General features: G+C 75.1%; 19 protein-coding genes. 8 read left to right on the top strand and 11 right to left on the bottom strand.

The window, feature by feature from the left end; translation table 11 throughout:
- Positions 1-40: 40 nt before the first annotated feature.
- Together CHF15_RS06950 and CHF15_RS06955 are read left to right on the top strand one after the other, a co-directional pair.
- Positions 41-823: an MBL fold metallo-hydrolase gene (locus CHF15_RS06950; RefSeq protein WP_089222753.1), complete on the top strand. Its 783-nt coding sequence runs from the start codon at positions 41-43 to the stop codon at positions 821-823.
- Positions 820-1,488 (top strand): DedA family protein, encoded by a 669-nt coding sequence (locus tag CHF15_RS06955; RefSeq protein WP_089222754.1) that lies wholly within the window; start codon positions 820-822, stop codon positions 1,486-1,488. The genes CHF15_RS06950 and CHF15_RS06955 overlap by 4 nt, the downstream gene beginning before the upstream one ends.
- 571 nt (positions 1,489-2,059) lie before the next feature.
- Here the strand turns inward: CHF15_RS06955 and CHF15_RS06960 are convergent.
- Entirely contained in the window at positions 2,060-3,295 is a 1,236-nt protein-coding gene (locus CHF15_RS06960; RefSeq protein WP_089222755.1) for an aminotransferase class I/II-fold pyridoxal phosphate-dependent enzyme, read from the bottom strand.
- Between the two features lie 168 nt (positions 3,296-3,463).
- On the opposite strand from CHF15_RS06960, the gene CHF15_RS06965 reads away from it, so the two are divergent.
- Positions 3,464-3,625, top strand: coding sequence for a hypothetical protein (locus CHF15_RS06965; RefSeq protein ID WP_018560968.1), 162 nt, complete (start codon positions 3,464-3,466; stop codon positions 3,623-3,625).
- Positions 3,626-3,714: 89 nt separating this feature from the next.
- Here CHF15_RS06965 and CHF15_RS06970 read toward each other — a convergent pair whose 3' ends face one another.
- Complete coding sequence (locus CHF15_RS06970) at positions 3,715-3,975, bottom strand: DUF6158 family protein (protein WP_089222756.1); 261 nt, start codon at positions 3,973-3,975, stop codon at positions 3,715-3,717.
- Positions 3,976-4,128: 153 nt separating this feature from the next.
- Here CHF15_RS06970 and CHF15_RS06975 point away from each other — a divergent pair, with 153 nt between their 5' ends.
- Entirely contained in the window at positions 4,129-4,509 is a 381-nt protein-coding gene (locus CHF15_RS06975) for a DUF2795 domain-containing protein (protein ID WP_089222757.1), read from the top strand.
- A 97-nt stretch (positions 4,510-4,606) separates the two neighbouring features.
- Positions 4,607-6,091 carry a bifunctional phosphatase PAP2/diacylglycerol kinase family protein gene (locus CHF15_RS06980; RefSeq protein WP_245938709.1) on the top strand — a complete coding sequence of 495 codons (1,485 nt, stop codon included), beginning with the start codon at positions 4,607-4,609 and terminating at the stop codon, positions 6,089-6,091.
- 71 nt (positions 6,092-6,162) lie between these two features.
- On the opposite strand, the gene CHF15_RS06985 is transcribed toward CHF15_RS06980, so the two are convergent.
- The 3 genes from CHF15_RS06985 to CHF15_RS06995 form a co-directional block, all read right to left on the bottom strand.
- A complete protein-coding gene (locus CHF15_RS06985) occupies positions 6,163-6,576 on the bottom strand; it encodes an SseB family protein (RefSeq protein WP_089222759.1) in 414 nt (137 codons plus the stop codon).
- 88 nt (positions 6,577-6,664) lie between these two features.
- Positions 6,665-7,735: an RNA ligase (ATP) gene (locus tag CHF15_RS06990; protein WP_089222760.1), complete on the bottom strand. Its 1,071-nt coding sequence runs from the start codon at positions 7,733-7,735 to the stop codon at positions 6,665-6,667.
- Between the two features lie 73 nt (positions 7,736-7,808).
- Positions 7,809-9,734, bottom strand: coding sequence for a DUF5107 domain-containing protein (locus CHF15_RS06995; RefSeq protein WP_089222761.1), 1,926 nt, complete (start codon positions 9,732-9,734; stop codon positions 7,809-7,811).
- A 172-nt stretch (positions 9,735-9,906) separates the two neighbouring features.
- On the opposite strand from CHF15_RS06995, the gene fes reads away from it, so the two are divergent.
- Together fes and CHF15_RS07005 are read left to right on the top strand one after the other, a co-directional pair.
- Positions 9,907-11,259 carry an enterochelin esterase gene (gene fes, locus CHF15_RS07000; RefSeq protein WP_179279687.1) on the top strand — a complete coding sequence of 451 codons (1,353 nt, stop codon included), beginning with the start codon at positions 9,907-9,909 and terminating at the stop codon, positions 11,257-11,259.
- A gap of 569 nt (positions 11,260-11,828) precedes the next feature.
- Complete coding sequence (locus tag CHF15_RS07005) at positions 11,829-12,347, top strand: GNAT family N-acetyltransferase (RefSeq protein ID WP_089222763.1); 519 nt, start codon at positions 11,829-11,831, stop codon at positions 12,345-12,347.
- Here the strand turns inward: CHF15_RS07005 and CHF15_RS07010 are convergent.
- Genes CHF15_RS07010 through CHF15_RS07030 form a run of 5 tightly spaced genes read right to left on the bottom strand, consistent with a single transcriptional unit; the run spans position 12,320 to position 16,139 of the window.
- A complete protein-coding gene (locus CHF15_RS07010; RefSeq protein WP_089222764.1) occupies positions 12,320-12,823 on the bottom strand; it encodes a methyltransferase family protein in 504 nt (167 codons plus the stop codon). The two genes, CHF15_RS07005 and CHF15_RS07010, sit on opposite strands and share 28 nt — an antisense overlap.
- Positions 12,820-13,620, bottom strand: coding sequence for an ABC transporter ATP-binding protein (locus tag CHF15_RS07015; RefSeq protein ID WP_089222765.1), 801 nt, complete (start codon positions 13,618-13,620; stop codon positions 12,820-12,822). Before CHF15_RS07015 ends, CHF15_RS07010 begins: the two co-directional genes overlap by 4 nt.
- Entirely contained in the window at positions 13,613-14,392 is a 780-nt protein-coding gene (locus CHF15_RS07020) for an ABC transporter permease (RefSeq protein ID WP_089222766.1), read from the bottom strand. The genes CHF15_RS07015 and CHF15_RS07020 overlap by 8 nt, the downstream gene beginning before the upstream one ends.
- Positions 14,389-15,162, bottom strand: coding sequence for an ABC transporter permease (locus CHF15_RS07025; RefSeq protein ID WP_089222767.1), 774 nt, complete (start codon positions 15,160-15,162; stop codon positions 14,389-14,391). Before CHF15_RS07025 ends, CHF15_RS07020 begins: the two co-directional genes overlap by 4 nt.
- The gene (locus CHF15_RS07030) at positions 15,159-16,139 is read right to left on the bottom strand and encodes an ABC transporter substrate-binding protein (protein ID WP_089222768.1); all 981 of its coding nucleotides are present in this window, start codon (positions 16,137-16,139) and stop codon (positions 15,159-15,161) included. The genes CHF15_RS07025 and CHF15_RS07030 overlap by 4 nt, the downstream gene beginning before the upstream one ends.
- A 661-nt stretch (positions 16,140-16,800) precedes the next feature.
- Between CHF15_RS07030 and CHF15_RS07035 the strand changes: the two genes are divergently transcribed.
- Positions 16,801-17,937 (top strand): serpin family protein, encoded by a 1,137-nt coding sequence (locus CHF15_RS07035; protein WP_089222769.1) that lies wholly within the window; start codon positions 16,801-16,803, stop codon positions 17,935-17,937.
- Between the two features lie 19 nt (positions 17,938-17,956).
- On the opposite strand, the gene CHF15_RS07040 is transcribed toward CHF15_RS07035, so the two are convergent.
- Entirely contained in the window at positions 17,957-19,147 is a 1,191-nt protein-coding gene (locus CHF15_RS07040; protein ID WP_089222770.1) for a L,D-transpeptidase, read from the bottom strand.
- Between the last annotated feature and the right edge of the window lie 139 nt (positions 19,148-19,286).

Below are 19,286 nucleotides of genomic sequence, written 5' to 3' on the forward strand. Positions count from 1 at the left end.
ACGCCGGAGCATAGGCTCGGGGCGAGACGAGGAGGCACGAGTGGCGGTCGAGATCACCTGGTGGGGACACGCGACGGTGACCGTGCGGGACTCGGGGGTGCGGGTGCTCACCGATCCGCTGTTCGCCCCGCGCCTGGCCCACCTGCGCAGGCGGCGCGGCGCGGTGCCGCCGCCGGGCGCGGCGCTGGCGGACGTCGCCGTCGTCTCCCACCTGCACGCCGACCACCTGCACACCGGCTCGCTGGCCCGGCTCTCCCGGGGTACCCGGGTACTGGTGCCGCGCGGTGCCCCCGCCGCGGTGCCCCGGCTGCGGCGGCTCGCCGCGGACCGGCGGCTGGAGCTGACCGAGGTCTCCCCCGGTGACGAGGTGAAGGTGGACGCGCTGACGGTACGCGTGGTGAGCGCCGCGCACGACGGACGGCGGCTGCCGTACGGCCCGCGCCGCTCCCCCGCGCTGGGCTACGTGCTGGTGGGCGAGGAACGGACGTACTTCGCCGGGGACACCGGGCTGTTCGACGGGATGGCGGACGAGGTCGGCCCCTGCGACGCCGCGCTGCTGCCGGTCGGCGGCTGGGGACCGTTCCTCGGCACCGGCCACCTCGACGCGGCGCGCGCCGCCCAGGCCCTGGAGCGGCTCGCCCCGCGCGCCGCCGTGCCCATCCATTACGGCACGTACTGGCCGATCGGCATGGACGCCGTCCGCCCGCACGAATTCCACTCCCCCGGCGAGGAGTTCGTCCGGCTCGCCGGGCGGCTGGCACCCGCGGTGGCGGTGCACCGGCTGGAGCACGGGGAGACCCTGGTGCTGGAGGCCGCCGGATGAGCGGACTCACCCTGCTCGCGGAACAGGCCTCCTCCCAGTCCACCGGCCAGGTGGTCGGCTACCCCTCCCTCTTCCTGCTGGTCGTGCTCGGCTCGCTCGTACCGGTCGTGCCCACCGGCGCGCTCGTCAGCAGCGCCGCCGTCGTCGCCTTCCACCAGACCGCCCCCTTCTCCCTGGCCCTGGTCTTCGTCATCGCCTCCTGCGCCGCCTTCCTCGGCGACATGGGCCTCTACCTGCTCGGCCACCGCGGCGTGCGCTCGCGCAACGGGTCGCGCTGGATGCGGCGGTTGCAGGAACGCGCCGACCCCGCGCACCTCGCCGACGCGCAACGCCGGCTCGACGAGCACGGCGTGACCGTCCTCGTCCTGTCCCGCCTCATACCCGCCGGCCGCATCCCGGTGATGGTCGCCTGCCTGCTCGCCGAGATGCCCGTCCGCCGCTTCGCCCGCGGCGACGTCCCGGCCTGTCTGGCCTGGGCGGCGGCCTACCAGCTCATCGGCATCCTCGGCGGCACCCTCTTCCCCGAACCGTGGCAGGGCGTCCTGCTCGCCGTCGCCCTCACCCTGCTCATCGCCTCCGCGCCCCAACTCCGGCGCCGCCTCCGCGGCTCCGCCTCCGGCCCCACCGCCCCCGACGACACCGCGGCGGAACACCCCGGCCACTGACCGCCTCCGGCGGGGGCGCTCCGACCGGGGCATGCCCCCGCCCGCGCACGCGGACCCGGTGGGGCCCAGTGGTGGCGCCCATGGCTTCGCGACGACGGCCACCCGCGGCAGCCCCGCGCCGAGTGAGCGCATGCACCGGCACGGTGGCGACCACTTGTCGCGGGTACGCGGAAGCGCTTCACCCCGCACCCAGCCACCGAGGGGACCGCATGCGCGGGACCCTTCCGTCCGTGCACCGCGGCGGGTCCTCGCTGCTGTCAGGTCGGACAGCCCGGCGGCACCGAGGCTGCGGTGGTTCTGCAGCGGGGCGGTCGGACGCCGACGTCAACGCGGCCCGGGCACGGCGGGGACGCGGGCGCGCCCGGACGGGCGGGCGGCCGGCGCCGGGCACGGCACCACGCCCGTGCGGCCCCCGCAACCCGCGCCTGCGGGCGCCTCGTCCCACCCACCGCGAGCCACGCCCCGCACGCGGCGCGGACGCCCCTCGTCGTCAGGCCGCTGATCGCCGCGCCCAGGTCACACACAATCGCGCGGCGGCCCGTGGGCCGCGTACGCCGTCCAGGACCCCCGGTCAGGCGGCGCCCGTGGACAGGTCGGCGATCGCCGCCTCCAGGCCGGACAACGCCGCGGCGACGTGCGGCAGTTCGAGCGGGTCCCGGGCGTCGAGGGCGGCACGCCGCATGACGTCGTCGGTGCCGTGGAGGGGCCCGGTGTCGATGCGGACGTGGAGCGCGGAGGGGTCGTCGCCGAAGCGGTGACCGCCCGGGACGGGGCGGCCGAGCAGGGTGGACAGCGCGGTCTCCAGGGTCGGGGCGTCCGTGACGCCGGCTGCCGCCAGGACGTGCCGCAGCGGGCCGAGGTCGGCGTAGAGGTGGAAGCCCGCCTCGGGCGGACGGCTCAGGGCGCCGGCCCTGGTGACCGCTCGGTACGCGGCGGCGCCGAGGGCGGCGTGCAGACGGCTCGCCGCGGCGAGGTGGGCCAGGACCTCGTCGTCCTCGGCGAGCGCGAGGGCGGCCGCGGCGGCCACGGGCTCCGGGAGCACCGCGCGCAGCCCCGCGCAGTGGTCCGCCACGGCGGCGCGCAGGCGCGCGCCCTCCGTGGTGGACGGGAAGCGGGCGATCGCCACGGGCCAGGACGGCGGTACGAGGGCCGCGCACAGGTCGGTGACGACGACCGTCCGGCCCGGCAGCGTCTCGGCGGGGGTGAGCAGCACCGTTTCGTGCGGACGGTGCACGGTGTCGGCGTACGTCTCGTCGGAGACGAGGAGGAGCCCGCACTGCTCGGCCGCCTCGCACACCTCGTGCAGCAGTTCCGGGGGTGTCACCGTCCCGCTGGGGTCGTCGGCGGCAGCCAGGAGCAGGACCCGCGGGTCGGCGCCCTCCGCGCGGGCCCGGCGCACCGCTTCCAGCAGGGCGAAGGGGTCGGGGGCGCCGCCGCCGACCGCGGGGGTCTGCACCGTCGTCATGCGGCGGCCGAGGGTCCGCACCAGCGGCGCCTGCCAGGCGGCGGCGGGCCTGGCGAGCACGACGTCGCCGTCCACCGCCGCGAGCAGCGCCAGCAGCAGGGGCTCCGCGCCCGGCGCGGCGACGGTACCGGCGGCGGTCGTGGCGAGCCCGCGGCGTTCCCAGTAGCCCGCCGCGGCCGTACGCACCGCCTCGCCGCCCCCGGGCGGCTCCGGTGCGGCACCGCCCGGCATCCCGGCCGACAGGCGCTCCGCCCAGTACCGCGGCACCGGCAACCCGGGGTCCGGCCGCCCGGCGCCGCGCGCGAGGCGCCCGGCAGGGGCCGGCGGTGAGGTCCGCTGCATCCGTGCCTCCGGTGGGATCGGGTGACCGGCGGGAGCGGTGGCCGGGCGCGCCGACCCGGCCACCGCCGCCACCCTCGCACGCGCTCCGCACCCCCGCCGCCGGGGCGCGCGCATTTCCTCTGCGTGCCGCCGGGAATCCAGGGCAACCGGAGTCCAGGAGGTGTTCCCATGGTCCCGCTGCTACTCGTTCTGCTACTGGCCCTCGTCCTTTTCGGCGCGGGCTTCGCCGTCAAGATCCTCTGGTGGGTCGCCCTGGTCGTCCTGGTGCTGTGGCTGCTCGGATTCGTGGCCCGCAGCGGTTCCGGCGGCTCACGCTGGTACCGGTGGTAGGGCAGGCGACCGCGAGCGGATTGCGGGGCGTACGGCGGCCGTCGGGCGGCCGCGCGCCCCGCACGCGCGGGTGCTCCCGGACCCGTTCGCTACTGCTGGGCCTGGACCGGCATCCGCAGCGTCCGGGCCCTCGCCCCGGCCCGGGTACGGCCGGAGGAGACCATCCGCTGGGGATGGCGGCGCAGGTACTCGCCCTCCAGGGCCGCCATCCGCGAGTTGTGGGCGTCGAGGGCCGCGCCGGAGCCGTAGAGCAGCGTCTCGTGGCGGGTCCGGTGGACCGACTCCAGTTCCTGCACCAGTTGTCGTTCGTCCAGGTCTGCGGGGTCGACCCCGCCGGGGTAGCGGCTCATGGGGCGCGCACCTTCCTTTCGCCTCCCGGTCACCTCGCCCGTTTGGTACCCCCGGTGCGAGGATTCATCCGCTTCTGCGGGCATTCGACAGGCATCGGATCCCTGGTCCGGGTAGACGATGGAGAGACCTGACCCCTGAGGAAAGGAGCCACCGTGCAACGAGGAAGCGACCGTCTGAGCGTCCACCGTGACGACGAGATGAAGCACGAGCTGCGCGAGATGCTGCGCTCCGGGCACTCCACCCGGGTCGAGGAGTGGCACGACCCCGAACCCGCCGCCGACGACGACCCCGAGGTCGGCACGGGACCGGCCTGGGCCGGTGCCCCCGAGGGCACGGCGGTGCGGTTCGAGCTCGCCCGGCACCTGACCCGGCAGCCGTTCCCCGCGCGGCGCGGCGACCTGCTGCGCGCCCTGCGCGACCGGCACGCGCCGGACCCCCTGACCGACCTGGTGGACGGACTCCCCGGCGACAACCGGCGGTACGCCAACGTCCAGGAAGTCGTACGGACCCTGGGCATGCGCCCGGAGGCCTGACGGGCCGCACGACCGCGGGGCCGGGCCACCGGCCCCGCGCGCCCCGGACCGCACCGCACCGCCCGCAACACCCGCAACGCCGGGGAATCGATCGATCATGGAGGTAGTCGTTGTGCGCCGGATCCTGAGCGCATGGGACAAGGAACTGTTCCTGAACGTGGCGACCCGTTCGTGGCCGGCCGCCGAGCCGGTGCTGCCCCGGCTCAGCAGGGCCGCCAACCACGGGCTGCTCTGGTTCGGGGTCGCGGCCGGCATCGCGGCCGTCGGCGGCCGCACCGGCCGGCGCGCCGCCCTGCGCGGCGCCGGGTCGCTGGCGGTGGCGTCGGCGGTGGTGAACACCATCGGCAAGGGCGCGGTGCGCCGCAACCGCCCCGTCCTCGACTCCGTGCCCGTGATACGGCGTCTGTCGCGGCAGCCCGGCACGACGTCCTTCCCGTCCGGCCACGCCGCGTCGGCCGCCGCGTTCGCCGCGGGCGTCGCCCTGGAGTCGCCCCGCTGGGGGGCCGCGGTGCTGCCGGTCGCCTGGTCGGTGGCGTTCTCCCGGATCTACACCGGCGTGCACTACCCCAGCGACGTCGCCGCCGGGATGGCCCTCGGCGCGGGCGCTGCCCTGGCCGTACGCGGCCTCGTGCCGACCGGACGGCAGCTGGCGGTGCCCCCGACCCCCCGGGCCGACGCACCGGCCCTGCCGGACGGCCGCGGGCTGTTCGCGGTGGTCAACGAGGTCTCCGGCCCTCCGCCGCTGCTCGGCCCGCCGGCCGAACGGCTGCGCGGCGCGCTGCCGGAGGCCGTGGTCGAGGAGTGCTCCGAGGACGACGACCTCGCCGAGATGCTGGAGAAGGCCGCCCAGCAGGCCGCGGAGGCCGGCGGCGCCCTCGGCATCCACGGCGGGGACGGCAGCGTCAGCCTCGCCGCGTCGATCGCGCTGCGGCACGGCGTCCCGCTGCTCGTCTCCCCCGGCGGCACCTACAACCACTTCGCGCTCGACCTGTCGATCGAGAGCATCGACGACGCCGCCCGGGCGGTCCGGGAGGGCACCGCCATCGCCGTCGACGTCGCACGGGTCACCCCGACCGGCGCCGCCGCGGGCAAGGAGGCCGGGGCCGCGGAGTCCACGGTCTTCCTCAACACCTTCAGCATCGGCGTCTACCCCGACCTCGTGCGCTACCGCGAACGCTGGTCGCGGCGCGTGGGCAGCTGGCCCGCGGGGGTGCTGGCCGCGCTGCACGTGCTGCGCACCTCCGCCCCGATCGACCTCGAGATCAACGGGCGCCGGCACTCGGTGTGGATGCTGTTCGCCGGCAACGGCGCCTACCGCAGCATCGGCCCGGCGCCGCTGCGCCGCCGGGCCCTGTCCGACGGGCAGCTCGACGTCCGCATCGTCCCCGGCAGCCCGTACGCCCGCACCCGCCTGCTCGCGGCCGCCCTCACCGGCTCGACGACGGCGCTGCTGCGGCGGATGCGGATCGGCGGCGTCGAGCCCGGCACCCGCCTGGCCTTCGACGGCGAGGTGGCGCCCGCGCCGCGCGAGCTGGTCATCGACAAGGCCAACGAGGCCCTGACCGTCTACCGGCCGCTCTGACCGACGCAGCGAAGCGGGCCGCGCTCCCCGGGGGCGCGGCCCGCTTCGCTCGTGCGGAGGACGGACCGCCGTCAGCCCGACAGCCCCGCCAGCGCCCGGACGCCCTCGCCCTTGATGGTGAGGGTGTCCGGCGACCCCGCGTCTATCGCGAGCGTGAGGTCGTCCGACGGCCAGCCGCTGCTCAGCGCCGCGAGGGGCAGGATGCGGTAGCCCCGCGCGTTGGGCAGGGCATGCGCCAGGCGCACCTCCGAGGTGAAGACCGGGACCAGCTTCGTCCCGTCCTCCTGCTCGAAGACCGGCAGGCTGATCGTCTCCTGCTCCGCCCCGTCCCCCGCGGGCTCTTCCGGCGGCGCCGGCACCGGCAGCAGGATGTCGCTGGCCGCCAGGGTGCTCAGCGCGGCCGCGTTGTCACCACCGGTGGCGATCTCGTGCAGGGCTCGCTGCGCCGGGGGCTGCGCACCGTTCGGAGTGGTGAAATCGGTCATGGCCGTTCCCTTTCCGTTGCTTGCGTACGGGGTGGCTCGGGGGCTGCGCGTACCCAGCGAGGGAACGGTCATGCGCGTTCGGCGGGAGTCACTCGTACTCGGTGCCGCCCTTGCGGGTGAGGTAGGCGTCGCTGACCGCCTTGAGGACGGCGCGCCCGCCGAGCTCGGGGCTGTGCCGGTCGGGCATCGCCCGGACCACGACGCCCTCACGCAGGTGCAGGCCGCGGCCGGAGACGGTCTCGGCGCCGCGCGCGAGGTCCAGGACGACGTCGAGGTCGTACGGGCCCTGGTAGAGCGTGGGCACCAGCGGCACGCTCCCGGCCGGGAGCACCTCGGCGGGGTCGAGCCAGCGGACGGTCCCGTCGATCTCGGCGGCGACGTCGAAGGCCGCGTAGCCGGGCGTGCCGCGGCCCGCGTCGGCGCCGTAGCCGAGGTCCTGGACACCGGCGCCGTAGACCTCGCCGAAGATCGCCACCCGGGTGGCGCCGAGCCGGCCGGCGAGGGCCGCGGCGACGTCGGGCAGGCCGTGTCCGCGGACCGCGCGCCAGTAGAGGTTGCCGTCGGCCTCCTTCAGGGCGAGGCGCTGGGCGCCCAGCCCCTTGGAGGTGACGAGCACGCGGCCCGAGTCGGCGAGGTAGGTCAGGCAGCAGGCCGTCCCGTGGAGCTTCTCGGTGATCGCGACCGGCTCGCCCCCGGTGAGGACGCCGGGGTGGCGCTTGACGTTCTCGATGTCGATCCACGGCAGCAGGTCCGGCGCCGACTCCACGTCGCCGCTCATCGACACCGGGACCGGCGGCACCCACTTGGTGATGCCGAGCAGGTCCGCGAAGTCGGTGCCGTCCCCGGCGGCCCGCGCCAGGTCCTTTCCGTCGAGTGCCGCCGGGCGGCAGACGATGCCCTGGGACAGCTCGCCGCGCAGCCGGACCGCCTTGACGCGGTCGGCGGCGGGGCCGGCGAGCCGTCCGGTCAGGCCGAGTTCGGCGATGAGCGCGGCGGGCAGGACGGACTGCTCGGGGATGTACAGCGCGAAGTCGCCGGTCCGGTAGGTGCCCTTGGCCACGACCGCCCGGTAGAGGCCGACCTGGGCGAGTTCCAGGGCGTCCGCGTTCGGGTGGTCGTGGACGGTGAGCCGTTCGGCCGTGACGCGCAGCGTCGACATCGGGTTCCCCCTCGTGGTGGTGCGTGGATCGCACCACTGTGCGGGGTGCCGCGCGCCGCGGGCGAACGGTTTTTCAGGGCGCCGGGGCCATGCGGAAGTCGTACCCCCCGGGCAGGGGTTCGTCGGTGAGGGCGCGCCACGTGGTGTGCAGCGACTCCTCGCCCTCGCGCAGGTCGTCGACGGTGAAGCCCTCCTCGAAGACGGCCCGCGCGCCCGCGGTGTCCCCCGCGGCCAGCAGCACTTGGGCGTGCAGCAGCCGGAAGCGCCCGCGCCCGCGGGCCGTCCCGGGCAGGGCGTCGAGCACGGCGGCGGCGTCGCCGGGACGGCGGGCGGCGAGGAGCGCCGGGACGGCCTCGCGGGCCAGGGCCGCCGCGGCGGTGGCCCAGGCCTCACCTGCGGGGACCGCACGGAAGGCCTCCAGGTAGCGCTGCGCCGCGCGTTCGGGGTTGCCGTCGCTCTGGTCGGCGACGGCGAGGCAGCGCAGCGGAAGGCATGATTCCGACCCCGCGGCGGCCCGCTCCCAGCTGCGGACGGCCTGCGCGCGGTCGCCGGCGTGCCACTGCGCGAGGCCCAGGTGGTAGTCCAGGGCCCACGCGTTGCCCTCGTACGTGCCCGCGGTCTCCAGGAGTTCCCGCCACTCCGGGGAGACGAGCACGGGGCCGGGAACGGCATCCTCGCCGAGCCTCGGGAAGACCCCGGCGAGCAGGAGTTCCAGCCACGGCTTCTGCCGCCCGCCGAGGGTGTCGGCGGTGAACGGCGTACCGGGCAGGTCGAACCGGCCGCGGGTCACCTCCAGGGCTCCCCAGCCGGAGCCCGTGGCGAGGACGTCCCCGGGTTCGGTGTCGGCGGCGGGCAGCCACGCCTCGTGGGCGGCGCGCAACTGCTCGCGCGGCAGGACCGCCTCCAGGTGCTCCGCCACGGCACCCGAATCCGCGCCGGGGGCGGCCTCCAGCGGGCCGTACGCCTCCAGCCAGCTCACGGCGGCGCCCCCGGCCAGGGGGAGGTGTTCGAGCTGGGTGGGGGCGAGTCCGGCCTGGATCTCCAGGTAGCCGGGGCCGTCGCCCTCGTCCCCGGCGAGCCAGCGCTGCCAGCGGCGTCCGCCGGAACCCTGGCCCCAGACGAAGAGCTTGCGGCCGCGCAGGGCGTCGGTGGAGGTCTGCACGAGGCCGCGGCCGTCGGCGTCGAGCGCGGCGATCCAGGGGCGGGCGCCGTCGGGCAGGTCGTAGAACCAGTCGGCAGGGTGCTCGGAGGCGGTGGGCGCCTCGGGGACGGGCACCCGCTGGAGGGTGCGCGACGCGCCGAAGTGCCAGGCGTGGGTGGCGGGTGCGACGACGCGGGTGCCAGGTGTCTGGGGTACGGCGGTGTTGGACCACCAGTAGAGGGGAACGGTCCGGTGGTGAGGATTGCGGACGCGTACCCCCGCGTAGAGGAAGTCGGAGCCCTCGGGGAGCCACAGGTCGATCTGGAAGGGCAGGTCGCGCAGCCGCTCCCACTCCCAGAGGCGGAGCATCTCCCCGCCGTCGGGGGCCGGGACGCGGGCGGCGTGGAGCGGGGCGCAGCTGAGCGCGGTGTGTCCGGTGGCGCCCGGGTTCCATTCGACGCCGCCGGAGAACCAGGCACCGGCGAGGCCGAAGTCGGCGTACTGCAGCACGGGGTCGGTGTGCAGCAGTTCGCGGCCCGAGGGCTTGTGGCGCAGCGCGTACAGGCGGCCGCCGAGCCCCGGCAGGACCGTGGCGCGCAGCCGGTCGTTCTCCAGGACGACCGCGTCCAGTGCGGTGGGCACGCGCTCGCGGGTGTAGCCGTCGAGACGCGGTACGGGGAGCAGGGTGCGCAGTCGCCCGTAGCCGATGCGCCGGGCCATGCCGGCAGGCAGCGCGGCGCTCTCGGCCGGGTCGAGGAGGTGCGGGTCCCCGGGCGCCCTGAGCGAGGGCAGGGGGTTCTCCGGGCCGAGCGGGCTGGCCGGGAGGGTGAGGGTGGTGCGTCGCACGGTGGTGGCCAAGAGGTCCCTCTCTCTGTCACCGCTGGTCGGGTGAGGACATGGAACCCCGTATCGGCCCGCGCCGTCAGGGGTTTGGACCTCATGGACCGGGCCGCGTGCGGACTTCAATATATGGTGAACGTCATTTTGGCCTTCTTTTGCCGTCGGACGGGTCCGGGAGGGTTTGCCGATCATGCTGTCCACGCTCTGGAGCCCGCCGAACGGCACGCCCTCGCGCGCGCCCCGCGTCCCGCGCCCGGCGCCCGTCGAACGCGCGCACAGTCCGCGGCTCGCGGCGCTGGCCGCCCGACCCGGGCGCGAGGCGGAGTTCTGGCGGGCCGTGGAGGCCGAGGGGACACCCCTGGTGGAGCGCCTGGACGACGACCCCGGGCACGCCGCGGTCACCTTCCTCTGGCGCGGAACGGCCGAGACGCGCGCCGTGCTGGCCCTGCCCAACCAGGTGCTCGACCCTGACGACCTGGCCGGCAACCTGATGTCGCGCGTGCCGGGCACGGACGTGTGGCACTGGACGATAAGGATGCGCGCCGACTGGCGCGCCACGTACGCGCTGTGCGTGGACGAGGGCGAGGGCGCCGCCGCGGCGCCGTCCGGGCCGAAGGGACAGGCCTATCTGCGCGGGCTGCGCCGCCACCCGCGCCGCGACCCCCTCAACCGGACCGTCTTCCCCACCCGTTGGGGCACCGAGCCGCTCTCGGTGGTCGCCCTCCCCGCGGCCCCGGCGCCGCTCGGCGCGTGGCGGGGCCGGCCGGGGCCGCCGGCGGGCGAGGTCTCCGTCCACACCATGCGCAGCGCGCATCTGCGCAACTGGCGCCGTGTGTGGGCCTACGCGCCGTCCGGCTACGAGGACCTGGCCGGGCTGCCGGTGGTCGTGCTGCTCGACGGGGACGTGTGGCAGCAGCACCTCGACGTCTCGTCGCTGCTCGACGGGCTCGTGGCGGCCGGTGCGCTGCCGCCGCTGGTCGCGCTGATGCCGGACGCGCTGGACAGCGACACCCGGCGCCGCGAACTCACCTGCGACGACCGTTTCGTGGCCTTCCTGACCCGCGAGCTGCTGCCCTGGGCTGCCCGTCGGTGGCCGGTCAGCGGCGACCCGGCGCGCACGGTCGTCGCCGGCCAGGGCCTCGGCGGACTGGCGGCGGCGTACGCCGCGCTGCGGCGGCCGGAGCGCTTCGGGAACGTGCTCGCGCAGTCCGGCGCCTTCTGGTGGCCGGCCGGGCACCGCGCGGAGGCGCTGCCCGAGGAGTGGCTGACCGGGCGCGTGGCGTCGCTCGCCCGAAGACCGGTCCGCTTCCACCTGTCGGCGGGCCTGCAGGAGTGGGGGCTGACGGCCGCGGTCCGCCGGCTGCGGGACGCCCTGCTGGCCCAGGGCTACGAAGTGGCGCACCACGAGTACAACGGCGGCCACGACTACCTGTGCTGGCGCGAGGAACTCGCCCACGGGCTCGTCTCCCTGCTGCGCGGCCCCTTCCCGGACACCCTCCGCGGCCCTCGTGTGTCGGCCCCGGCCGACACGGAACCGGTCTGACGCGGCGGCGGCGCACACTCGTGCCGAGGGCGGTGACGACCCGGCGCGGCACGGCCGCTGCGGGACGCGTACCGCGGGGTGGCACCCCTGGCCCGAGCCGTCGGCCGCGGGCGCGCGCCGCCCGGCGCACGTGACGGCGGCGCGGGCGCGGGGTCCGCGGTGACCACGGCACGAGCCGGACCGCCCACTCGGCGCGGCGGATGTCCGCGCACTGCCGAACCGGCACGGCGACGCCCCGTCCGCTCGCGGCGTCACCGGAGCCGTCGACCACCCGAACCCCTTCGCCACCGCGGCACGGTGCACAAGGCCGTCCGCGCCGCGGCCGGGGCATCCCTGCCCGAACCCGCGGGCGAAGGCGCGCACATGCGTCAACCCGCCGGGCGGGCGGGCGCGTCGCGCGGCCCGGTCGACAACCGCCGCGGCACCGCCCCCGTGACCACGCCGTATGCGCGGCCGCCCGCGCCACGGGCCGCCGCGAACCGCCATGGGCACCCCGGAAGGACGGCCAACGGAGTGGCCGGGCTCGAAATGCGCTTGCCGGGCAGGGGCGGGGCGTTCAGACTGCCCGGGTGCTGATTCGACGCGAGACCCCCGACGACGTCCCCGCCGTGCAGGCACTCACCGGGGAGGCGTTCGCCTCGGCGGACCGTCCCGTTCCCGTCGAGGTCACGCTGCTGGCCGAGCTGCGGAAGAGCGCCGCCTGGCTGCCGGAGCTGTCCCTGGTCGCCGTGGACGCCGACGGGGAGAGCGTCATCGGCCACGTCGTCTGCACACGGGCGCACGCCGGGGGCACGCCCGTGGTGGGTCTCGGCCCGCTCAGCGTCGCGCCGGAGCACCAGCGCAAGGGCGTCGGGCTGGCCCTGGTGCACACCGCGCTGGGCGCCGCCGACGCCCTCGGGGAACCGCTGGTGGCACTGCTGGGCAGCCCGGACTACTACGGCCGGTACGGCTTCCGGGCGAGCACGGACTACCGGATCACGCCGCCGGACCCGGCCTGGGGGCCGTACTTCCAGGTGCGCCCGCTGTCCGGCTACACCCCGTCGGTGAGCGGGGCGTTCCGCTACGCGGAGCCCTTCGACCGGGTCTGAGCGCACCGAGGCAGCCACGCGGGCACGGCCCGGCGGTACGCCTCGTACGCCTCGCCGTGGGCGGCGCGCAGCGTCGGTTCCTCGTACCAGCGCACGAACGCGGCGACGGTCAGCCACACGGCGGCCGCGTAGAGGAGCAGGACCGGCCGCAGGAGCAGCAGTCCCTGCCCGGCGACGAGCGCCACGACGGCCAGGTACATGGGGTTGCGGACCCGGGCGTACGCGCCGCCGGTGACGAGGCGTTCGGTGGGGGCGACCGGCGCGGGCGTGCCGCGCCCCTCGCGTACGAAGCGGGCGAAGCCGTGCAGGAGCACCGCCGCCCCGGCGAGGGCGAGCAGACCGCCGGCCGCCCGTACCGGCCAGGGGCCGTCGCCGGAGGCGTACCGGGTGAGCCACCAGGGCACGAGTCCCGCCACGACGCCGGGCGCCGCGAGGAGGAATGCCGCGCTGCCGAGCGCGGCCGTGGACCGTCTCATGCCTTCATGGTGCCCGCCGGCGGTCGTCCCGGATCCGTCTTGGCGGCGCGGATGTGCCCGTAGACGTGGGCCCGCAGTTCCGCGAAGCGGGGGTCGGATCGGGTGATGATCTGATCGCGGTCGTGCGGCAGGTCGACGTGCAGGTCCTCCTGGACGACGGTGGGCGCGGCGGACAGGACGACGACCCGGCGGGCGAGGTAGACGGCCTCGTCGATGTCGTGGGTGACGAGCATCGTGGTGATGCCGAGACGGTGCCAGAGCCCGAGGAGGAGGTCCTCGAGGTCGGCACGGGTCTGCGCGTCCACGGCGGCGAACGGCTCGTCCATGAGCAGGACCTGGGGCTCGTAGGCGACGGCGCGGGCGATGGCGACGCGCTGCTGCATGCCCCCGGACAGCTGCCAGGGGTGGGCGGAGCCCGCGTCGGCCAGGCCGACGGCGGCGAGCGCCTGCTGGACGAGGGCGGTACGGCGCGGGCCCGGCACCCGCTTCTCGCGGAGCGGGAGTTCGACGTTCTGGCTGACCGTCAGCCACGGGAAGAGGCTGCGGCCGTACTCCTGGAACACCACCGCCATGCCGGGCGGCGGCCCGTCGACGACGCGCCCGGCGAGCCGGACCTGTCCCGCGGTGGGCGCGAGGAGTCCGGCGACGCACTTGAGCAGGGTGGTCTTGCCGCAGCCCGACGGGCCGACGACGCAGACGAGTTCGCCGCGCTCGACGGTGAGGTCGATGCCGCGCAGCGCCTCGACGACGCGGCCGCGGCCCTCGTACACCTTGCGCAGTCCGGTGATCTCAAGCATGTGTCTCCCGTTGGTGCCAGTGCCAGTGCAGGACCCGGCGCTCGAGGGCGCGGAAGGCGAGCGAGAGCAGGAAGCCGACCAGGCCGAGCAGCACGATGCCGCTCCACATCTCCGGGATCTGGAACTGCCGCTGGAACAGCACGACGGTGTGGCCGATGCCCGAAGTGCTGGCGAACATCTCCGCGATGACCATGAGGATGATGGCGATGGACAGCGCCTGCCGCAGTCCCGCCATGATCTGCGGGCTCGCGGCGGGCAGGACGAGGCGCCGCAGCCGGGCGGGGCCGCGCAGGCCGTAGACCCGCGCGGTGTCGGAGAGCACCTCGTCCACGGCGCGCACGCCCTCGATGGTGTTGAGCAGCACGGGCCAGATCGCGCCCGAGGCGATGACCAGGACCTTCATGGCGGTGTCGAGCCCGGCGACGAGCATGATCAGCGGCACGAGCACGGGCGGCGGGATCGCGCGGAAGAACTCCAGGGCGGGTTCGGTGGCGGCGCGCAGCCGGCCCGAGAGGCCGATGGCGGTGCCGAGGGCGACGCCGAGCAGCGCGGCGAGCACGTACCCGGCGAGGAGCCGGACGAGGCTGGGCAGCACGTCGTCGCCGAGGCGGGCGGTGAGCCACACGTCGCCGAAGACGGCGGCGATCCGCTGCGGCGAGGGCACGTAGAAGCTGGGCCGCCACACGCTCCACGCCCACCAGCCGGCGACGAGGAGGACGGGCAGCCCCAGCACCCGCAGGGCGCCGAGCATAAGACGCGCGGCGCGGCTCATGCGGCCGCCTCCCCGCGGACGGAGGGGTGCCAGGCCAGCAGCCGGCGCTCCAGGCTGCGAACGGCGAGGTTGACGACGACCCCGATGATCCCGGCGAGGGTGATCAAGGCGTAGACGGTGGCCACGGCGCCGCCGGACTGGGCGAGCTGGATGCGCAGCCCGAGTCCGGGGCTGCCGATGACCAGTTCGGCGGTGACGGCGAGGATGAAGGCGACGGAGGCGGCGAGCCGGAGTCCGGTCATGACGTACGGGAGCGCGGTGGGCCAGACGAGCCGGCGCAGCGTCGTCCAGTGGCCGAGGCGGTAGGAGCGGGCGGTCTCGCGGGCGACGGGATCGACGTCGGCGACGCCGTACAGCACCTGGATGAGCACCTGCCAGAAGGCGGCGTAGACGATCAGCAGGAGGCTGGAGCCGAGGTCGGCGCCGAAGAGAAGGGTGGCGAGCGGGATGAGCGCCACGGAGGGGATGGGGCGGAGGAACTCGACGGTGGAGGCGGTGGCGGCGCGGGCACCCGGGACGGCGTCGATGAGGGTGCCGAGCGCGACCGCGAGGACGAACGCGATGGCCAGGCCCAGGGCCCAGGCGCTCATGGTGTCGCCGAGCGCCGACCAGAGTTGACGGGTGGTCAGTTCGTGCCCGAGGGTGCGCAGGATCTCGCTCGCCGGGGGCAGGAAGTCCCGGGAGACCAGGCCGAGTCGCGGGACGGCCTCGGCGACGCCGAACAGCACCGCGAGGCCGGCCGCTCCGTACGCGGCGTCGCGTCCTGTCATGGCAGGAGGGCCGCCACGTCGGCGTCCTTGGTGAGCGTGCCGTCCTGGCGGGCGTCGTCGGCGACGGTCTGCACGGACTCCCGGTTGATCTCCGCCGGCCACTTGGGGAGCTTGATCTTGGCGATCGCCTCGGCGGGGATCGAGGTGTACGACTTGAGGATCTCGCGCACGGCGTCGGGGTGGGCGTCGGCGTAGGCGAGGGCCTCGTTCATGGCGGCGGTGAAGTCCTTCACCAGCTCCGGGTCCTTCTGGAGCGTGGGCTGCGTGGTGAAGTACATGGCCACGGTGAGGTCCGGCGCGGCGTCGGCGTAGGGCCAGGCGACGGCGCGGGCCCCCTGGCCGGTGGCCTGGGTGACGAAGGGCTCGACCTCCCAGACCGCGTCGACCCGCCCCTTGGCCAGGGCTGCCGGCATGTCGGGGAAGGGCATCTCGACGAACTCCACCTTGGAGGCGTCGCCGCCGTCCTTGCGCACGGCGGCGCGCACGGTCGTGTCGCCGATGTTCTTCAGCTGGTTGACCGCGACGGTCCTGCCCGCGAGGTCCTTCGCGGACTTCACCGGGCTGCCTTCCGGGACGAGTACGGCGCTGTAGTCGGTGTCCCGTTCGCCGGTGGAGGCGACGCCGTTGGCGACGACCTTGAGCGGCAGCCCCTGCTGCTGGGCCGTGAGCAGGGAGGTGGTGTTGGCGAAGCCGAACGCGAACTGACCGCCCATCACGCCCGTGATGCTGGCGGCGCCGCCCTGCACCGAGGTGATCTTCGCGTCGATGCCGTGCTTCTTGAAGAAGCCCTGACTTTGGGCGAGATACACGGGAGCGGTGTCGACGATGGCGATGGCGCCGATCGTGACGCTCCGCGTGCCTCCGCCGGAACCGGACGAGGCGCCCTTGCCGGCGGGCTCGCCGGAGTCGCCGCAGGCGGTGACCCCGGCGGCGAGGAGCGCTGCCGCCGTCAGGAGCAGGGGAAAGGTGCGACGCATGGGCACTCCCTGATCTGATCAGTTCCGTTCGCATAGTGAACTGTCGTTCATTGGGTGGCGCGCCAAGTGACGGTAGGGGCGCCGCGCGACGGCGTCAACGGATCGCACAACGGCTCGTCGATGACAGCCGTGTCGCGGACGGGAGAGCAGGGGCACAGGGGGCACAAGAAGCACAAGAGGCGGAATTAAGTGCGGAAAATTATGGTTTGGCATGATTTACCACTAGTCGTCCGCTGCCGCGCTGGGTAGATTGGAACGTGGCCTACGGGGCGAGCGAGGGAGTTCGGTAGCACTGGTTGCGGAGCGGGAAGCAGCGGCTTCCACCGGAACCGGGTTCAACGGCCGGGCTGAGAGGCTCGAAGGTCCGGGAAGAGGTTTTGAGACCGGAGAGCGACCCCTAGCACCTGATCCGGACCATGCCGGCGAAGGGAGTCCCACCTCGTAGGTCGTTCGAACCGCAGTACAGCAGTACAGCAGGGCCCGCGCGGCAAGCGCGGGCCCTGCTGCGCTGCGGGCCCTGCAGCGCTCTGCGGTGGTGCCGCGGCCGCGCCACGGCCTCTTGGCCGCTCCGCCCGGACGCTGGGATGATCCTCCGACACGGCTGGCGCGGACGGCACGGACGGCGCCGGCGCGGCGGGGGGACGGGGGGACGGTGGGGGACATGGACGACCGCACGCTGGTGGGCGCGGTCAACGGACTGACGGCGCGATGGGCCCGCGGGACCCTGGCCGGCGGCAGCACCGGGGAGACGGTCTTCTCGGCCGCGGGAGTCTGGCCGCTGCTGGCCCTGCTCGCCGCGGGCGCCGCAGGCCCCGCGCGCGGCGAACTGGAGCAGGCCGTGGCCACGGACGCCGCGACGGCCGCCGGCGCCTCGGGACGGCTGCTCGCCCGGCTGGACGCCATGGACGGCGTCGACACCGCCGTGGGCCTGTGGACCCGCGCCTCCCTGCCGCTCGCACCCGGCTGGCTCTCGCTGCTCCCGGCCGGCGCCCACGGGCACTTCACCGGCGACGTCGAGACGGACCGCAAGACCCTGGACGCCTGGGCCGCGGACCGCACCCACGGCATGGTCCCCAGGATGCCGGTCGCCGTCGACCGGAACACCCTCCTGCTGCTCGCGAACGCGCTGGCCCTGCGCACCGACTGGGCCGAGCCCTTCCAGGACCACCACACCGGGACGCTCTTCCGCAGTTCGCGCCATCTGGACATGGCCGGGGTCGCGGCCACGCCCTTCGGCCCGCTGACCATGGCGAAGGTGAACGGCACCAACGGCATCGAGGTCCACCTGCTGCGCGGCCCCGACCACGTCGCCCCCGGCGAGGTGCTCGCCGCCGGGGTGGCCGCCCTCGGCGGGACGTATCAGGTGCTCCCCGGCAATCTGCTGCCGTACGGGCGGCCCGGGCCGGGGGTCGTGGTCGAGGACGTCACGAGCTTCGACCCGGCGCCCGCGCTCGACCTGACCACGGTGCCGTTCACCGTGGACGCCGAGCACGACCTCCTCGACCACGCCGAGCTGTTCGGGCTGGCCCGGGCCCGGGACGCCGGCACCGGCCACTTCCCCGGCATCAGCGTGCAGCCGCTGGCCGTCGGCGCGGCGAAGCAGGCGGCCACGGCGACCTTCGGCGCGAAGGGCTTCCGGGCCGCCGCCGTCACCGCCGTCTCCCTGATCGCCGGCAGCGCTCCCGGGCAGGCCCGGCAAGCCAGGCGCGTGCGCGTGGAGTTCCTGCGCCCGTTCGGCTTCCTCGCCGTCCACCGGCTCTTCCCCGCGGTCCTCGTGGCGGGGTGGGTGACGCCCTGACCTCCTCACCTGGCGGCGGTCACAGGGCGCTTCCCGCCCGCCAGTCCGCCCAGCCGGCGTTCCAGGCGCCGTAGCCGTTGTTGACCTGCACGGTGTCGGTGGAGTTGACGACGGTCACCGGGTCGCCGGGCGACACGTGGTCGTAGAACCACTTGGCGTCGGCCGTGCTCAGCCCTATGCAGCCGTGACTGCCGTTGACGCGGCCGAACTTGCCCTCGTTCCAGGGCGCGGCGTGCGCGAAGGTGCCCGATGTGGTGAGCCGGACGTCCCACTTCACGTCCTTCAGGTTGTACGCCTCGGGGCCGAAGATGCGCACGGTGCGGGAGTTCATGGTGATGCTGGGCGTCTTCTCCAGGACGACCATGGTCCCGTTCCACGTCTCGAAACCGGGCTTGCCGGTGGAGACGGGGATGGTGCGCAGGACCTCGCCGCCCCTGCGCAGGGTGAGGGTCTTGCGGGCGGTGTCGACCGTGGTGACGACCGACTCCCCTATCCGGAAGCGGACGACCCGGTTCTGCGTGCCGTAGAGGCCGCCGCCCGCGTCGACCCCGTCCAGGTCCATGCGGAGGGTGACGTCGGTGCCGGGCTTCCAATAGGAGCGCGGGCGGAAGTCGACGCGGTCGCGGCCGCTCCAGTCCTTCATCCAGCTCCAGGCGCCCTCGACGGCCGGGCTCGCGGTGACGCCGAGCTTGCGCTCGACGGACGCCCGGTCGCGTATCGGCTTGTTGAAGACGATCGACACCGGCATCCCCACGCCGACCGTGGTGCCCTTGTCGGGGTGGTACTCCCCCACGAAGGTGCGCTTCGGCTCGGCGGTGGTGAAGGTGGTGTGCTCCGTCAGCCGCTTGCCGCCGGACGTGGTGGCGCGGACGAGGACGTCGTAGGTCACGCCGGGGGCCAGCCGGCCCGCCGAGGTCCAGCTCTCCTTGGAGGACGCGAGCGTGCCGCGCAACGGTCCGGGGCCGGGGGCGGTGACGCGTACGGAGTCGATCCGCGCGGCGGTGGTCCGCACGGTCACCTTGCGGTCGACGGGCACGGCCCGCCCGCCGGAGGCCGGGGCGACGGCGATCGCGGGCCGCGGCTCCGCGGCATGGGGCCCTCCGCCGCCGGAGCCGCTGCACGCCGGCAGCGTCGCGACGACGGCCAGGGCGAGCGTCGCGGCGCCGGCGCGCAGGGTCGTTGTGCGGTTCCGGGTGCGGTCGTTGGTCATGTGACGGCTCTCCTCCCCTGTCGAGTCGTACCTCTGCTCCTGCCCGGTCCCGCGGCGGTCACCACATCCCGGCGACCGCAACCGCGCGGAGCGGACGACTCCGTGGCGTCACCGTTCCGTACCGGGCGTGTACGCACGG

It is taken from the genome of Actinacidiphila glaucinigra (genome assembly GCF_900188405.1).
Taxonomy (GTDB): Bacteria; Actinomycetota; Actinomycetes; order Streptomycetales; family Streptomycetaceae; genus Actinacidiphila; species Actinacidiphila glaucinigra.